This is a genomic window from Auraticoccus cholistanensis (assembly GCF_009742705.1).
Lineage (GTDB): Bacteria > Actinomycetota > Actinomycetes > Propionibacteriales > Propionibacteriaceae > Auraticoccus > Auraticoccus cholistanensis.
The window spans coordinates 166,171-181,610 of sequence record NZ_WPCU01000006.1; the positions used below are offsets into that span (position 1 = coordinate 166,171).

Annotated in this window: 20 protein-coding genes and 1 tRNA gene; 12 read left to right on the forward strand and 9 right to left on the reverse strand. The window is 70.2% G+C overall.

The window, feature by feature from the left end:
• Positions 1-73 precede the first annotated feature (73 nt).
• From GC722_RS10730 to GC722_RS19260, 3 genes are all read left to right on the forward strand, one after another.
• Positions 74-146: transfer RNA gene (locus tag GC722_RS10730), tRNA-Thr, on the forward strand.
• 432 nt (positions 147-578) lie between these two features.
• On the forward strand, positions 579-2,075 hold the full coding sequence (locus GC722_RS17780) for a P-loop ATPase, Sll1717 family (protein ID WP_197429999.1): 1,497 nt from the start codon (positions 579-581) through the stop codon (positions 2,073-2,075).
• Positions 2,076-2,113: 38 nt separating this feature from the next.
• Positions 2,114-2,935 (forward strand): TIR domain-containing protein, encoded by an 822-nt coding sequence (locus tag GC722_RS19260; protein ID WP_197430000.1) that lies wholly within the window; start codon positions 2,114-2,116, stop codon positions 2,933-2,935.
• A gap of 205 nt (positions 2,936-3,140) precedes the next feature.
• Here the strand turns inward: GC722_RS19260 and GC722_RS10740 are convergent, their stop codons facing one another.
• Positions 3,141-3,737, reverse strand: a complete 597-nt coding sequence (locus tag GC722_RS10740) for a MarR family winged helix-turn-helix transcriptional regulator (RefSeq protein ID WP_156610027.1) — start codon at positions 3,735-3,737, stop codon at positions 3,141-3,143.
• Between GC722_RS10740 and GC722_RS10745 the strand changes: the two genes are divergently transcribed.
• Positions 3,736-3,921, forward strand: coding sequence for a hypothetical protein (locus GC722_RS10745; RefSeq protein WP_156610028.1), 186 nt, complete (start codon positions 3,736-3,738; stop codon positions 3,919-3,921). The genes GC722_RS10740 and GC722_RS10745 overlap by 2 nt on opposite strands.
• 13 nt (positions 3,922-3,934) lie before the next feature.
• Here GC722_RS10745 and GC722_RS10750 read toward each other — a convergent pair whose 3' ends face one another.
• Entirely contained in the window at positions 3,935-4,945 is a 1,011-nt protein-coding gene (locus GC722_RS10750) for an NAD-dependent epimerase/dehydratase family protein (RefSeq protein WP_156610029.1), read from the reverse strand.
• Between the two features lie 47 nt (positions 4,946-4,992).
• On the reverse strand, positions 4,993-5,781 hold the full coding sequence (locus tag GC722_RS10755) for a sulfite exporter TauE/SafE family protein (RefSeq protein WP_156610030.1): 789 nt from the start codon (positions 5,779-5,781) through the stop codon (positions 4,993-4,995).
• Positions 5,782-5,946: 165 nt separating this feature from the next.
• On the opposite strand from GC722_RS10755, the gene GC722_RS10760 reads away from it, so the two are divergent.
• Positions 5,947-8,361 carry a beta-N-acetylhexosaminidase gene (locus tag GC722_RS10760; RefSeq protein WP_156610031.1) on the forward strand — a complete coding sequence of 805 codons (2,415 nt, stop codon included), beginning with the start codon at positions 5,947-5,949 and terminating at the stop codon, positions 8,359-8,361.
• Positions 8,362-8,602: 241 nt separating this feature from the next.
• Here GC722_RS10760 and GC722_RS10765 read toward each other — a convergent pair whose 3' ends face one another.
• The 4 genes from GC722_RS10765 to rpmF are packed head-to-tail and all read right to left on the reverse strand — an operon-like array spanning position 8,603 to position 10,302.
• Positions 8,603-8,851, reverse strand: a complete 249-nt coding sequence (locus GC722_RS10765; RefSeq protein WP_156610032.1) for a type B 50S ribosomal protein L31 — start codon at positions 8,849-8,851, stop codon at positions 8,603-8,605.
• Between the two features lie 22 nt (positions 8,852-8,873).
• Positions 8,874-8,996: a type B 50S ribosomal protein L36 gene (gene ykgO / locus GC722_RS18360; RefSeq protein ID WP_114127897.1), complete on the reverse strand. Its 123-nt coding sequence runs from the start codon at positions 8,994-8,996 to the stop codon at positions 8,874-8,876.
• Positions 8,997-9,031: 35 nt separating this feature from the next.
• Complete coding sequence (locus GC722_RS10775) at positions 9,032-10,132, reverse strand: GTP-binding protein (protein ID WP_331714692.1); 1,101 nt, start codon at positions 10,130-10,132, stop codon at positions 9,032-9,034.
• A complete protein-coding gene (rpmF, locus tag GC722_RS10780; RefSeq protein WP_114127898.1) occupies positions 10,129-10,302 on the reverse strand; it encodes a 50S ribosomal protein L32 in 174 nt (57 codons plus the stop codon). The genes GC722_RS10775 and rpmF overlap by 4 nt, the downstream gene beginning before the upstream one ends.
• Positions 10,303-10,380: 78 nt before the next feature.
• Between rpmF and rpmB the strand changes: the two genes are divergently transcribed.
• The 5 genes from rpmB to GC722_RS10805 all read left to right on the forward strand — a co-directional run bounded on the left by rpmB (position 10,381) and on the right by GC722_RS10805 (position 11,981).
• Positions 10,381-10,617 (forward strand): 50S ribosomal protein L28, encoded by a 237-nt coding sequence (gene rpmB, locus GC722_RS10785; RefSeq protein ID WP_156610033.1) that lies wholly within the window; start codon positions 10,381-10,383, stop codon positions 10,615-10,617.
• Positions 10,617-10,784, forward strand: coding sequence for a 50S ribosomal protein L33 (rpmG, locus tag GC722_RS10790; protein ID WP_156610034.1), 168 nt, complete (start codon positions 10,617-10,619; stop codon positions 10,782-10,784). Before rpmB ends, rpmG begins: the two co-directional genes overlap by 1 nt.
• Entirely contained in the window at positions 10,784-11,089 is a 306-nt protein-coding gene (gene rpsN, locus GC722_RS10795; protein WP_156610035.1) for a 30S ribosomal protein S14, read from the forward strand. The genes rpmG and rpsN overlap by 1 nt, the downstream gene beginning before the upstream one ends.
• A 49-nt stretch (positions 11,090-11,138) precedes the next feature.
• The gene (locus tag GC722_RS10800; RefSeq protein ID WP_156610036.1) at positions 11,139-11,348 is read left to right on the forward strand and encodes a hypothetical protein; all 210 of its coding nucleotides are present in this window, start codon (positions 11,139-11,141) and stop codon (positions 11,346-11,348) included.
• 66 nt (positions 11,349-11,414) lie between these two features.
• On the forward strand, positions 11,415-11,981 hold the full coding sequence (locus GC722_RS10805; RefSeq protein WP_156610037.1) for a DinB family protein: 567 nt from the start codon (positions 11,415-11,417) through the stop codon (positions 11,979-11,981).
• Here the strand turns inward: GC722_RS10805 and GC722_RS10810 are convergent.
• Positions 11,914-12,399: a hypothetical protein gene (locus GC722_RS10810; protein ID WP_156610038.1), complete on the reverse strand. Its 486-nt coding sequence runs from the start codon at positions 12,397-12,399 to the stop codon at positions 11,914-11,916. The two genes, GC722_RS10805 and GC722_RS10810, sit on opposite strands and share 68 nt — an antisense overlap.
• Positions 12,400-12,490: 91 nt before the next feature.
• Between GC722_RS10810 and GC722_RS10815 the strand changes: the two genes are divergently transcribed.
• Positions 12,491-13,180: a peptidoglycan recognition protein family protein gene (locus GC722_RS10815; protein ID WP_156610039.1), complete on the forward strand. Its 690-nt coding sequence runs from the start codon at positions 12,491-12,493 to the stop codon at positions 13,178-13,180.
• Between the two features lie 25 nt (positions 13,181-13,205).
• On the opposite strand, the gene GC722_RS10820 is transcribed toward GC722_RS10815, so the two are convergent.
• Entirely contained in the window at positions 13,206-13,847 is a 642-nt protein-coding gene (locus GC722_RS10820; RefSeq protein ID WP_156610040.1) for a class I SAM-dependent methyltransferase, read from the reverse strand.
• A 148-nt stretch (positions 13,848-13,995) separates the two neighbouring features.
• Here GC722_RS10820 and argG point away from each other — a divergent pair, with 148 nt between their 5' ends.
• Positions 13,996-15,411 (forward strand): argininosuccinate synthase, encoded by a 1,416-nt coding sequence (gene argG, locus GC722_RS10825; RefSeq protein WP_331714693.1) that lies wholly within the window; start codon positions 13,996-13,998, stop codon positions 15,409-15,411.
• Positions 15,412-15,440: the final 29 nt, after the last annotated feature.

The window sequence follows — 15,440 nt, forward strand, 5'->3', positions numbered from 1 at the left end:
GTGGCGGCAACCCGGCGTCCGTGGTGGCTCTCGGTGGCCGGGTGGCCGGTCGGTCCGGCACACTGGTCGGGTTGCCTCCGTAGCTCAGCTGGTAGAGCAGCTGTCTTGTAAACAGCAGGTCGCGGGTTCGAATCCTGTCGGGGGCTCGCGTGCGTGCCGACCGAAAGCGGCGCTCGAATACCGCCCGCGTCTGCGCGTCCGGTGTCGGCATGGCGACGTGGTGGTGCTGCCGCGGCGTATCAGGCTCCTGCGTTGCCGCGGGGTCGACGCCCGCATCCTTGGAGTGCCCGCGCCTGGCGCCAATCCAACAGCCGGGATCAGGATCCGGTAGGAGTGTCGGCTTGGGACGGCTCGCGCGTAGACCGCCGTTGTATGCCGGCCGTCAGTAGGGGGCTGGGGGCCCGTCGGTCACCCGGGGCGTGCGCCACTCTGCCCTTTCGACGCCGAGGCCCGTTGTGGCTTCGCCTCTTGGCCCTCAAGGCGCAAGGCCGGAAGACCCAAGGGGGTCAACCGCTGTATCTTCGGCGCAGGAGTCCCGCAGCGAGTCGCTGGGTCAGCGAGAGGGGGTAGCGGCAGCCGTGAATCAAGGCATCGAAGCCACGGTTCCCTATCCTCAGCTGCTCCTGAGTATCGACTTGGGGGATGAAGTCGCGGAGGTTGATGCGGCACTTACTGAGAGCTTCGTACAGACGACCGACTTCGACGAGTTCCTTTCCGGTCGATGTGACCTGATTACGGGGATCAAGGGAAGTGGGAAGAGCGCTCTCCTGCTTATGGGCATGAGTTCGCCGCCTCTGAAAGTCAGAATGGTGGCAGCGCAGCCTCTCCGAGGTCCCGTCATTTACGAGACGGATTTACCAACGGCATTGAAGGGTACGGATCTAGAAGAGTATTATCTGGAGCGGTGGCTCCTGCATACAGCGCTAACGGCGGCCTACGCGACGCTGGACCTTGATAACGCCGGAGAAGTCACGGAGCTCTTGCAGCAGTGCGGACTGCCCGCCGACAGCTCAGAGTCGGAGATCTCCATCTGGGTATCCACCGGTCGTGTGATGCGGGATGTTAACACCAACAATCGTGACGTGGTGACGCGCATGCTGCGGGCCGTCGGAGACTCGCTGGACCAAGCGGACGAGACCGTCTGGGTGCTGTATGACCGATTAGACGACGTTACCTTCACTAAGCCGGAGGACGAACAGACGATCCTAAGAGGACTGCTTCGGGCCCACATTTACCTGTCCAGAGCCAGTCGACGGGTACGGTCGAAGCTTTTTCTCCGTAGCGACATCCTTGATAGGGCAACCTTGAGGGACGGGTTGCGAAATCTGGATAAGGTGCCGACGCTGCGCCTGAACATGAATGCTCGAGACATTAGCCAGCTGATTGCCAGACGGTTCATGCGATCAGGAGTTTTTCGTGCATACTTCGGCTTGCAGGCCGCCATTCCTGGGTTGTCCAGCGATAGTGAGTTGAAGGAAGTGATGAGACTTATCCTTCCGGATAAGCGGAATCGCAATGTCAGGGCCAAGCCGAACTTGCAGGATCTGTATGGGCGATACTTCTTCGATACCACTGACGGTTCTTGTCGATATTCTGCTAGAAATGTGCTGGCCTACATAAGGATGGCAATCGTGCAGCAACGGAGGTTGTGCGAGGATCGTCATCTAGAATTCGTGCCGTCCCACGGCCCAATCCTTTCGCCTAAAGCGCTGCACGCGGCATGGATGCAACTGAGCGAGAATCGCCTGCACTCGTATGTTTATGCGGAGTTCCCCGCTATTCGTGGTTTCGTCGAACGACTCGAGTATGGGCCCTGGCAGTACCGGAGTCTGGAGCAACTAGGTCACCGGTTCTTCCAAGACGAAGCGACTATCAAGGATTTGCGTACTATTGTCGAGATGCTGAAGTACTGCGGGGTTCTCGGCGAGGCGGGTGGAAAGTTTCAAGTTGGACGCGTTTATCGCGCCGCGCTGCGTTGTCAACAAGAACCGTCACGACGCACCTCGCCGAGGCGGTCGGGGCCGGAACGTCAACGTCAGGAAAGCCAGCGTTTGTACCAGGCGCAGAGGCAGTGAGGCCAATGAGTGCGGGTTTTTTTCACCTCCGTGTTCAGGTGGGTCAGAGCGAACCCATTGTACGTGTCGACTTGTCGGAGGAGGCATTGCTTTCCGACGCCGCTCTGAACAGTCGTCCAGGCATCGGTTCGGGCGAGGTCGTGTACCAATTGTCGCAACTGATAATTCTGCGCACAGAGGTTCCATTCAGTGAGGCCGTGCAAAACACCCGGGCGTTCCGTGGGGGAGAAGGTAATGACCGAAACGAGAACTTCCTCCTCCTGGCTCAGTTCGCGCAAGACGTGACCACCAAGTTCATCAACCGGTTTCGAGCCCCTCGAGGAGCAGGGAGGGTTACCATGAGTCGCGATCCGAAAGCAGTTTTTGTCGTCCATGGGAGGGAAGCTCGGTCGGCGTCACACCTGAAGGCTCTGCTGGAACGGATGCAGTTGCGGGTTATCGAATGGGAGCAGGCTGTCGCAATAACCGGCGATCCGTCTCCGTATATCGGGGACGTCATCGTAGCGGGTATGAACGCTGCCGGTGCGACGCTGGTGCTATTCACGCCCGATGACGAGGTCCGGTTGCGCCCAGAACTCGTTGAGCCTCAAGATGGACCGAATGAATCGGACTATCAGTATCAGGCGCGGGCGAACGTGATTTACGAGGCGGGTATGGCTAACGGGTTGGATGCGAGAGCGACGCTCATGGTTGAGGTGGGCAAGCTTAAATCTTTCAGTGACATTTCTGGCCGTCATGTTGTGCGTTATGACGGGTCGCCAACTGCGCGGAATACTATAGCGGAGCGACTGCGTGCCTGTGGTGCGCATGCGGTTACAACCGGCAGCCGGTGGCTCGAGCTGCCCTTCTTGGCGTCCTAGAGGTTATCGCTAACTTCGGCAGGTCTGAGACTCGAGTCGCGCACCTCCACGTGGTGATGAATTGGACCGCAACGTTTGCGTTTCTTGGATTCTTGACTCGTCCGGCGTAACGACGTGACAGCAGTCATCAGGACGCCTGGGACGATCCCCCTGCAGCGGTACTCGGCTTCCATGCGAAGCCGGGACTGGTAATCAACGCACTTAGCTATCGCGTCCGTGCAGTGGTCGGTCGGAGTCGGTGTTGGTGAGCCACTCTTGCGCGTTGATTGGTGTCCGCCAGGTCGCCGGCCCTGATCAGGTCGGCCAGCACCCCGTTGAGAGCGGCCAGCTGCTCGGCGTCCATGCCCAGACGCGCCAGCATGGTCGGCGGGATGTCGAGGGCCTGCTCGCGCAGCGCGCGTCCCCGCTCCGTCAGCACCAGCCGCAGCGCCCGGTCGTCGTCGGGGTCGCGTTCGCGCACGAGGTAGCCGAGCGACTCCAGCCGCTTGACCATCGGCGAGAGCGTGGGAGGCTCCTGGTGCACCAGGGTGCTGAGCCCCGCGAGGGTGAGCGGGCCGTGCTGCCACAGGGCGAGCATCACCAGGTACTGCGGGTGGGTCAGCCCCAGCGGCTCGAGCACCGGGCGGTAGAGCGCGATCACGCGTCGCGACGCCACCGCGAGCGCGAAGCAGACCTGTGCCTCGAGCGCCAGCAGGTCCTCGCCGTCCTCGGCCACCTCGTCCTCCCGTCGGTCCGCCTTGCTGCTCGAACCTATAGTAGTTAGTGCACGAACAGTTCGCGCCCTCACCACAGGAGTCGACATGCCCAGGTCGCCGCGGAAAGACAGCTTCTCGCTCTGGTACCGGCTGGACCACCACGTCACCTACGCCCTGCTGCAGGTGGCCGGCCCGCCCCGGATGGACTCCGCGCGCGACCCCCGCGAGCAGATGAAGCGCGAGTACGAGCGGCGCAAGGCGCTGCACGAGCAGCGCCGCGCCGCCCGCTGAGACCGCGGTCTACTCAGCCGGCCGGGACCTCGCCGAGGGAGTCGGCCCACTCGACCAGCCGGTCGAAGCCGGCGTCGAGCTCGGCGTCCACCTGCTGGCGCGACGGGTCGGCGTCGTACCAGGCGATCTGGTCGTGCGCGGCCTGGTCGTAGCGGATGGTGGTGCCGAACTCCGGCACCAGGGCGCGCAGCTTGGCGCAGTCGAAGACGACCGAGTGCGCCTTGTCGCCCACCAGGCCGTCACCGACGGAGGGGATGGCGCGGGCGATGCTCTTCGAGGCCACGTGCACCAGCTCCGGCTCCACGCCGGCCGCGCGCCCCAGCCAGGTGTAGATCTGGTCCCAGGTGGGTGCGTGGTCGCCGGTGATGGTGAAGGTGTCACCCACCGCGGCCGGGTGACCCAGCAGCCCGACGAAGCCGACGGCGAAGTCGTCGGTGTGGGTCAGCGTCCACAGGCTGGTGCCGTCGCCGTGCACGACCACCGGCTTGCCGGCGCGCATCCGCGCCACGTCGGTCCACTGGCCGGTGGTGGGGATGAGGGTGTGGTCGTAGGTGTGCGACGGGCGCACGATCGTGATCGGCACGTCGTCCTGCCGGCTGGCGCGGACCAGGAGGTCCTCGCAGGCGATCTTGTTGCGGCTGTACTGCCAGAACGGGTTGTGCAGCGGCGTGGACTCCGTGATCGGCAGCCGCGCCGGGGGCTTCTGGTAGGCCGAGGCCGAGCTGATGAACACGTACTGCCCGGTGCGTCCGGCGAAGGTGCGCAGGTCCGCCTCGACGTGGTCGGGGGTGAAGGCGCGGAACTGGGCGACCACGTCGAACTCGCGGTCGCCCACCGCCGCCGCCACCGCGTCGGCGTCGGTGGCGTCGGCGGTCAGGTGCTCCACCTCCTCCGGCAGCTCCCGGGTGGTGGAGGTGCCGCGGTTGAGCACCGTCACCCGGTGCCCCTTCGCCACCGCGAGCCGGACGCTGGCCGCGCTGATGATCCCGCTGCCGCCGATGAAGAGCACGTCGAGAGAAGTCATACGGTGATGCTGCCAGCCGTCCTCGCCGTCCGGGCGGGTGGGGCGGCTCAGCCGGCCAGCGCGAGCTGCCACAACCCCTTGCCGACGGCGGCGAGAGACCCGACCAGCGCCACCCCCAGCACGAGCCCCCGGGCGTGCTGCGGCGGGATCCGCTCGTACAGGACGGAGCCGACCAGCATGCCGACCGGCAGCGCGCCGAGGCAGGCCAGCACCAGCGGCAGCGGCAGGTCGAGGTGGTGCTTGACCAGCAGCGAGAAGACGTTGGTGGCCAGCGACACCAGCTGGGCGGTGGCCACGAAGGTGGTGCCGATCAGCGCGGTGGAGGCGGCGTAGACGGCCAGCGCTGGACTGCCCACCCCCGCGGTGACGTTGCTGAACCCCGACACGGCCCCGGCGAGCACCGGGCCCGCCCGGTGCTGCAGCACCCGGAGCGGACGACGCGACAGCGCGAGGCAGACCGCGAGCGTCGCCACACCGCCCACGACCAGCAGCAGCACCCGCTCGTCCAGCAGCCGCACCACGAGGGCGCCGGCCGGTACGCCGGGCAGCACGCCCAGCAGCAGCGCCCCGGCCAGCCGACGGTCGACCGAGCGCCACAGCCGGCTCAGCACCAGCACGCAGACGCAGGCCGACATCAGGTTGGCCAGCACGACGCCGTCCAGCGGGCCGAGCAGCAGCACCATGGCCGGCCCCGACACCAGCGCGAACCCGACACCGGTGACCCGCTGCAGCGTCGCGCCGGCGGTGACGCTGACCAGGGTCAGCGCCCAGACCAGGACGGGGGTCAGCGCGCTGCCCTCCGAGCGGCGGGACGATCGTGCATGTCGGCACCCCATCACACCTCGACGCCCTGAAAAGGGCCGTACCAGGATGAAAACGCCGTTACCGGCGGTCGACCCTTGTCACGACCTCCTCGCTGTGGTGCTGTGGACGGGAACCACCCACCCCACCCCGGCGACCTGGTCCGACGAAGGCACGGGTCGCCCAGCAGGAGACCCGCCATGTCACCTCGTCCTGTCGACCCGCCGACCCCCGTCGAGCCCTCGTCCCGTCGCCGCCGTCCCGCCGCGGTCGCGGCGGCCTGGCTCGCCGCCGCCGCCCTCGCGGCGCCGCTGCTGCCCATCGCCGCCACCGCCGAGGCCACCCCGGTGGCTCCCGCCCCCGCGGCCTCGCCGCAGGAGGTCGCCCAGACCGGCACCCTGCCGCTGGTGCCTCAGCCCGTGCTCGTCGAGCAGGGTGAGGGGGAGCCGTGGCGGCTGACGTCGGCCACCCGGATCGCCGCCACCGGCGACGCCCGCCCGGTCGCCCGGGCCCTCGCCGAGGAGCTCCGCACCGCCACCGGGTACCGGATCCCGGTGCCCGCGCGCGCGAAGGCGGGCGACCTCGAGATCGTGGTCGACGCCGAGGCCGACTACACCGTCGAGGGCGAGGCCCCGGCGGAGGAGTCCTACACCCTCGACGTCACCGCCGAGGGCGCCCGCATCACCGCCCGGACCGCCCACGGCGCCCACAACGGCGTGCAGACCCTGCGCCAGCTGCTGCCGGCCTGGGTCGGCAGCGAGCGACCCGTCCACGCCGACTGGTCGGTGCCCAGCGTGCACATCGAGGACGCCCCGCGCTTCGCCTACCGCGGCGTGATGCTCGACGTGGCCCGGTCCTTCCAGGACGTCGACATGGTCAAGCGCTACATCGACACGCTCGCCTCGCTCAAGGCCAGCCACCTCCACCTGCACCTGGCCGACGACCAGGGCTGGCGGATCGAGATCACCAACGAGGGCCGGGTCGAGGGCGACACCATCGACTACACCCGGCTGACCGAGATCTCGGGCCGCACCGCCATGAACACCCAGGGCTACCAGCAGGAGCTCGGCCGCAGCGGCTACTACACCCAGGAGGAGTACGTCGACATCGTCGAGTACGCCCGGGACCGCTTCATCACGGTCGTCCCCGAGATCGACGTCCCCGGGCACACCAACGCCGCCCTGCACGCCATCCCCGAGCTCAACACCGACCGCTCGCTGCCGGCCCGCGACCCCGAGACGGGCGTCGTCGACTGGAACGGCACCGGCGACGTCGGCTACTCCGCCCTCGACGAGCTGCACGAGCCCACCTACGACTTCGTCAACCACGTCTTCGGCCAGATCGCCGACCTCACCCAGGGGCCGCTGGTGCACGTCGGGGGCGACGAGTCCCACGCCATGGGGCACGAGCGCTACGTCGACTTCGTCAGCCGCGCCGTGCCCGAGGTCCGCGAGACCACCGGCGCAGGCGTGATGGGCTGGACCGAGTTCGCCGAGGCGGGCCTCAGCCAGGGCGAGGGCTACTGGGAGGGCTCGGTCGTGCACTACTGGGTCGGCTCCGGCGACTGGGTGCGCGACTTCGTCTCCAAGGGCGGCAAGGCCGTGGTCTCCGACGCCGGCCGGTCCTACCTGGACATGAAGTACGACTCGATGACGCCGATCGGGCTGACCTGGGCCTGCCGCGGCGACTGCGACTACCCGCGCTACTACGAGTGGGAGCCCACCACCGTGGTCGAGGGCGGGCTGGCCGAGGAGGACATCCTCGGCGTCGAGGCGCCGATGTGGTCGGAGACCATCCGCGGTGAGGACCAGGCGATGTACATGGCGCTGCCCCGGGCGGCGGCCATCCTCGAGACCGGCTGGAGCCGTGCCGAGGACAAGGACCTCGCCTCCTTCTCCTCGCGCCTCGGTGCCCTGGGACCGCACCTGACCGTCACCGACACCAACTACTACGAGAGCCGCCGCGCCCCCTGGGCCTGGACCGCCGCGGGGCTGGACGCCACCGTGCGCCGTGGCCGCAGCACCACCCTCGACGTGGCCCTGGTGGCCGCCCCCGGCACGAAGGTCTCCGCCGACGGCACCTCGCTGGTGCCCGACACCGTCACCACCGACGGCGACCCCGCCTCGCAGAGCGTGCTGACCGAGCCGCTCACCGCGGTGCTGGTCTGCGGGGACCAGGAGCTCCCGGTCACCTTCACCTCCGAGGAGGCGCGCGGCGTGCTGCACGGCGCGGGCACCTACACCGCGCAGGTCACCGGCAGCTTCACCACCTCCGCCGACTGCGAGCTGCGGACGTCGGCGGGGGCGGGCGTGCCGGTGTCGATCGGGCTGGGACGCGGGCCGGCGCCCGACGTCGAGCCGGGTGAGCCCACGCTCGAGGTCGAGGACGGCCCGCTCGCCAGCGGGAGCTGGTTCTACCTGACCGTGGCGGGCTTCGCTCCGGAGGCCTACCTCGACGTGAGGATCGACGACACCCTGGTCTACCGGCTGCGCACCGACGAGGAGGGCCGGTTCGCCCGGACGGCGCTGGTCCCGCGCGGGACGCCGGCCGGGGAGCACGAGCTGGTCGTGCAGCAGGGCGACCGGCAGGTCGGGACCACCATCACGGTGGAGTGAGCGCCTCGGCCCGCTCGGTGGGCTGCGATGCGGTCGCCGACCGCGAGCGGCGGGGGAGACCGCCGCCACCACCCGGCGGCCAGCGGCAGCAGCACCGCCGTCCGCGGACCGGACGACGACGCCGCCGCGGCGACCACCGGGGATCGACCACGGGCGACGTCCCCGCAGGCGTGTGCGTGCATCGCCATGCCTGCATGTCAGGAGGACGACGTCCGGGGGGAAACCGAGCAGGCCGCGCGCCTCAGCTCGTGCTGCCGTAGCGACGCCGGAAACGTTCCACGCGACCCTCCGTGTCGACGAGCCGGCCGCGCCCCGTCCAGAACGGGTGGCTGGCGGTCGAGACGTCGACGTCGTGCACCGGGTACGTCCGGCCGTCCTCCCAGACCACCGTCTCGGTCGGCTGCAGCGTCGAGCGGGTCAGGAAGGCGAAGCCGGCCGAGCGGTCGCGGAAGACGACGGGTCCGTAGCGGGGGTGGATGTCCTTCTTCATGGCGGTCTCCTCTTCCGGGCGTTCAGCCCTGCCGGGCCTTGAACCGCGGGTTGCGCTTGTTGATGACGAACGTCCGTCCCCGCCGGCGCACGATCTGGGCGCCGGGGATCTTCTTCAGGGCACGGAGCGAGTTGCGGACCTTCACGGGTCTCCTTCGTGGTCGGTGGTCGGTGTCGGTGGTCAGGCGGCGGCGCGCCGGATGGCGCCCAGCCAGGGCTCGAAGCCGTCGGAGAAGGCCTCCCAGAGCATCCCGCGGGCCTCGATCTCGGCGTCGTCGAGCAGCAGCCGGTCGAAGTCCTCCCGGAGCCGGCCGATCCGGACCCGGCTGGCCGTGGTGCCGGTGACGGAGATCCGGGTGAACGGGCGGGTGGAGCCCCACGGTGAGCCGGTGCCGATGCTGAGCTGGCCGCCCGCGCCGTCCCAGACGCCGACGTCCCCGGGTCGGGTCGGCAGCCAGAAGCAGCCGCGGGTCCGCACGCCGGCACTGCCGAGCAGCTCGATCCCGTCCAGCAGCCGCTCCGGGTGGAAGGGCCGCACCGAGGACAGCTCGAGGCTCCAGGTGTGCCGGTTCACCACGAGCGGCACGGTCGGCGGTCGGGTGGGGGAGACCCACGCCTCGGTGCGGGCGTGCTGGTGCAGCCCCTCGAGCAGACCCCGGCCGTCGAGCCGGGAGGTGTCGGTGACGAGCTCGACCCCCGGACGGGCCAGCGCCCGCAGCAGCGCCCGGCCCTCGGCGTCGCTGGCCCCCGTCACGGCAAGCAGGTCGGCGTACTCGACCAGGCTGCTGCAGGTCTCGGCGACCCCGCGGTCGTCGTCGGGGGCCGCGTGCAGCCCCCGTTCACGCAGCAGGTCGTCGCCGAGCAGGTCGGCGGCCAGCGTGGTGCCCGCCAGCGCGGTCACCACGGAGCTGATCCGGGCGTGGGGGGCGGCGGTCGGGTCCAGCTCGAGCAGCCGGCACACCTGCACCGCCTCCGCGGCCACCGGCAGGTGGGCGACCACCGCCTCCCACCGCCCGTCCGCGCAGAGCCGTTCGAGGGTGGGGATGATGTCCTCCCGCAGCGCGCAGCTGACGCAGGCGTGGTCGAGCTGGTGCACCACCTGCTCGACCACCCCGTCGGCGTCGCTGACCACCCGGTGAAGCTGTTGTGCCTCGACGTGCAGGTCGTGCCGGACGACCACCGCGCGCGGCAGGTCCCACTGGCAGCCGATGGTGACCGACGCCATCGCGGTGGCGTCGATCCCGGTGACGAGGACCACCGGCACCGTCCCGACCCGGCTCACCGCTCCCGCACCTCGACCAGGCCCCGCTGGACGGCCTTGACCAGGCGCCGCGGCACCCGGACGACCCGGCCGTCCACGGTCACCGGGACGAGGTCGGGCACGGTCGCCTTCCACTGCGCCCGCCGGTGCCGGGTGTTGCTGCGGGACATCCTGCGCTTGGGGACGGCCACTTCTGCTCCTCCAGGTCGATGTGCTTAATGAGAATGATTCTCGTATGCTCGAACCACACCGTACACGAGGAGGACCTCTTGTCAGCCACCTGCCAGGTCACCGGGGCCACCCCCGGGTTCGGCCACTCCGTCTCGCACTCCCACCGCCGCACGAAGCGACGCTTCGACGTCAACCTGCAGCGCAAGACCTACTGGGTGCCCAGCCTGGGGCGCCAGGTCACGCTCACCCTCAGCGCCCGCGGGATCAGGACCGTCGACGCCCGCGGGATCGACGCCGTCGTCGCCGACATCCGCGCCCGAGGAGGGCGGCTCTGATGGCCAAGCGCAACGACCTGCGTCCGCTGGTGAAGCTCCGCTCCAGCGCCGGCACCGGCTACACCTACGTCACCCGCAAGAACCGCCGCAACGACCCCGAGCGGCTCACCCTGCGCAAGTTCGACCCGATCGCCCGGCGCCACGTCGAGTTCAAGGAGACCCGCTGATGGCCAAGCGCTCCAAGATCGCCGCGAACGAGCAGCGGAAGCGGACGGTCGCCCGCTACGCCGCACGCCGGGCCGAGCTCAAGGCCGAGGTCCGCCGTCCCGACGCCACCCCCGACGAGCGGCTCGCCGCCGTCCGGGCGCTGTCCGCTCTGCCGCGCGACGCCTCGCCCACCCGGGTGCGCAACCGCGACGCCGTCGACGGACGTCCCCGCGGGCACCTGCGGAAGTTCGGGCTGTCCCGGGTGCGGGTGCGCGCGCTGGCCCACCAGGGCGTGCTGCCCGGGGTCACCAAGTCCAGCTGGTGACGACCCTGCACCGCCCCCGGCCGCCCGGCTGCCCGCGCTCCGGCACGGGGTGCTGCTGCCGTCCGCGCCCGCCGCGGCACTGGTGGTGTCGGGGCTGCTGGGCATCGGGCTGGGGTCGGCGGTGATCGACCCCGCCGACACGGCCCGCTACCTGTGGGCCGCGGTGAGCGGCGGCATGACCTCCGGCGCCTCGGTCGGTGCGGTCACCGTCACCCTGTTCGGGGCGCTGGCGGTGCGAGGGACACCACCATCGGAGTGAATCCATGTCCCGGCGACCACCGTCGGGTCTGGTGAACTGTCAGAGCTGGGTGGCATCGTGACCGGCATGGCGATCGACTGGACGCAGCAGCTGGACGAGCAGCTCGACTGGCACTGGCGCGAGCAGGCCCGCCCGCGGCTGGAGGGGCTCACCGACGAGGAGTACCTGTGGGAGCCGGTGGCCGGCTGCTGGAGCCTGCGTCGCCGCGGGCCCGACACCCCGGTGGACGCCCCCGGATCGGGGGAGTGGACCTGCGACTTCACCTTCCCGCCGCCGCAGCCCGAGCCGGTCACCACCATCGCCTGGCGGCTGGCCCACGTGGTGGTCGGCGTGCTGGGCCAGCGGTCCGCGTCCCACTTCGGCGCGGAGTTCGCCTGGGGGCCGGCGGACTACTTCCGGTGGCGCTACGTCGGCACGGCTGCCGAGGCGCTGGAGCAGCTGGACGCCACCTACGGCGCCTGGCGGGCGGGGGTGGCCGCCCTCGACGCCGAGGGGCTGGCCCGACCGGTCGGTCCGGCCGAGGGAGACTGGGCCGAGCACCCCATGGCCGAGCTGGTGCTGCACATCAACCGCGAGGTGATCCACCACCTGGCCGAGGTCGCCCTGCTCCGCGACCTCTACGCCCACCGCTGAGGGCGTCCGGCAACGGTCGGACCGGTGCCCGGCGGTAGCCGCCCCGCTCGAGCCCGGCGTCGACCTCGAAGACGTTGGCCGAGGCCCGGTCGCCCGTGCGCAGCCACGACCACGCCGTCGCCAGCAGGTAGGCGGGCAGGAAGAACACGCCGAGCAGCGCGAACCACTGCCAGCTGTGCCGTTCCTCGTGGTCCAGCAGACCGCCGCGCAGCTGCTCCGGCCGTCCCCGGCTGATGATCACGTTCCCCACGGTGAACGCCGCGGCGAAGGGGAACCGGGGACGGTAGCCGCCGGCCAGCCACAGCCCGCGCGGTCCGCGGCCGACCCGGGCGCCGCCGACCCGGGCGACGGCCAGCCCGAGCGGCGTGGACAGGTTGAGCCAGTTGCCGACCTCCCGCAGCCGGTGACGCCGCTCCATCCGGCCAGTGTGGCAGCAGGCCGGCATAAGTGGTCGGAGGAGCCGCGTGCCGGCAGGCGGCGCTGACCCGGGCGCCGGTTAGCGTCCCGACATGACAGAACCGCGCAAGATCCCGCGCAGGACGCTCATGATCGGCTCCGCCGCCGCGGCAGCCGTGGCCGGACTCGACGCCCTCCCGGCCGAGGCGGCCCTCGATCCCCGACGCCGAGCCCGCTTCGCCGTCTGGGACCCGATCACCGACCGCTCGACCACCGCGATGAGTCCCCGGCGCGTCACGGTGCACATCGCCGTCACCCGGAGCGCCGACATCTACGGCCCCCAGAAGGGAGCCGGGGGCAGCTACGCGCACTTCTACAACCCGCGCTCCGGTGCACCCCGGCAGCACCAGACCATGGACCGCCGCGCCGCCGCCGACCTCAACGGCAGCAACGCGAGCATCTCGGTCGAGCACGCCGGCCTCGTCGGCGACGCGATGACCGACAGCCAGCTGACGAACCTGGCCAAGATCTTCGCCTGGGCCGTCATCCACTGCGGGGTGCCCAACCGGATCGCGACCGTCGGCAACCTCAGCGGGCTGGCCTGGCACCGGCTGGGCATCGACGGCAACTTCGGCGCCTACGACCCCGACGACCGTCGGACCTGGTGCCGCAAGCAGACCGGTGCCGTCTGGTCCAGCGCCCAGGGCAAGACGTGCCCGACCAACAAGTTCATCAACCAGATCCCCACCGTCTACGGGCGGGCGCAGGACTGGCTGAAGACCTGGGGCGGACGCCCCGGCTGAGCCCGGGCGGGCCGGCCGCCGTGGGTCAGCCGCGCCGCCTGGCCCGCACGACGACGTCGGACAGGGCCCGTTCCCTCCCGTCGTGGCCGGGCACCGTGCGCGACCGCTCCTCGGCGGTGACGACCTCCCATCGGTCGGCGTCCAGCCGCGCGGTGATGCCCGCGACCGTGGCCGTCGCCTCCGCGGGGGCTTGGTGCTGGTGGCCGGCGGTCCCGGCGGCGCTCGGCAGGTGGCCCACCACCAGCAGCGTCCCTCCGACGCCCACCCAGCCGGCGATGCGCTGGTAGAAGTCGAGCTGCGGCATCGCCGGATGGGCGTAGTGCGTCATCACCAGGTCGAAGCTCGTCTCCGGCTCCCAGTCGCCGAGGTCGGCCTCGACCCACTCCACGCCCGAGCCGGCACCACGTCCGGCGGCCACAGCCAGCGCCTCGGCCGAGATGTCCACGGCCGTCACCCGCCAGCCGCGGGCGGCGAGCCAGAGGGCTTCGGCGCCGACGCCGCAGCCGGCGTCCAGGGCCGTGCCGGGGGTCAGGCCGGCGGTCTCGCGGACGAGGTGGGGGTTCGGCGGGTTCGTCGCCATGGACCCAGGACCGCTCGTCCTGCTCCGCCAGTGCTGCTGCCAGTAGTCCTGGTCGAACGCGTGGCCGTGGTCAGGTGCGTGCGTCATCGGTCTCCTCGTGCTGGTGGACGTGTCGAGGGTGCGTCGTCCGCCCGCATGAGGCAAGGGTGCTTGCGAGAACGGCAAGACTGCGAAGCCTGGCCCGTGCGAGGCATAGTTATTCGACAGATGGAATAGTTATGCCTAGAGTGGGTCCGTGCCCAAGGTCCTCCGTTCCCTGCCCATCGGCCAGCGCGTCGGCATCGCCTTCTCCGGCGGTCTTGACACCTCGGTCGCCGTCGCCTGGATGCGTGAGAAGGGCGCCATCCCCTGCACCTACACCGCCGACCTGGGCCAGTACGACGAGCCCGACATCGACTCCGTGCCCGACCGTGCCGTCGAGTACGGCGCCGAGCTGTCCCGGCTGGTCGACTGCCGGGAGGCGCTGGTCGAGGAGGGGCTGGTCGCGCTGCAGTGCGGAGCCTTCCACATCCGCTCCGCCGGCCGGGTCTACTTCAACACCACCCCGCTCGGCCGCGCCGTCACGGGCGCGCTGCTGGTGCGGGCGATGAAGGAGGACGGCGTCGACATCTGGGGCGACGGCTCCACCTACAAGGGCAACGACATCGAGCGCTTCTACCGCTACGGCCTGATGGCGAACCCGCGGCTGCTCATCTACAAGCCCTGGCTGGACGCCGACTTCGTCCGCGAGCTCGGCGGCCGGCAGGAGATGAGCGAGTGGCTGCTGGCCCGCAAGCTGCCCTACCGGGCGTCGGCGGAGAAGGCCTACAGCACCGACGCCAACATCTGGGGCGCCACCCACGAGGCCAAGTCGCTGGAGCACCTGGACACCGGTGTCGAGATCGTCCAGCCGATCATGGGCGTCGCCGCCTGGGACCCCGCGGTCGAGATCGCTCCCGAGGACGTCTCGGTGCGGTTCGAGCAGGGACGCCCGGTGGCGATCAACGGCAAGACCTTCGGCTCCGCGGTGGACCTGGTGCACGAGGCCAACACCATCGGCGGCCGCCACGGCCTCGGCGTCAGCGACCAGATCGAGAACCGCATCATCGAGGCCAAGAGCCGGGGCATCTACGAGGCGCCGGGCATGGCCCTGCTGCACATCGCCTACGAGCGGCTGCTCAACGCCATCCACAACGAGGACACCGTCGCCACCTACCACTCCGAGGGACGCCGCCTCGGCCGGCTGATGTACGAGGGCCGCTGGCTGGATCCGCAGTCGCTGATGCTGCGCGAGTCGCTGGTGCGCTGGGTCGGCTCGGCCGTGACCGGCGAGGTGACCGTCCGGCTGCGCCGCGGCGAGGACTACTCGATCCTCGACACCACCGGCCCGGGTCTGAGCTACCACCCCGACAAGCTGTCGATGGAGCGCGTCGAGGACGCCCCCTTCGGCCCCGAGGAGCGCATCGGTCAGCTGACCATGCGCAACCTGGACATCGCCGACTCCCGCGCCCGGCTGGAGCAGTACGCCGCGCAGGGCCTGGTCGGCGGCGCCACCGGCGAGCTGGTCGGCTCGATGGACCCGGGGGAGTACCTCGCCATCGCCCGGGGCTCCGGGCCCGACGACGAGGCCGAGCTGCTCGACCGCGCCGCCATGGAGTCCGGCACCGACTGACCGGACGGGGGTCGGCGAGTTTGGCCCTG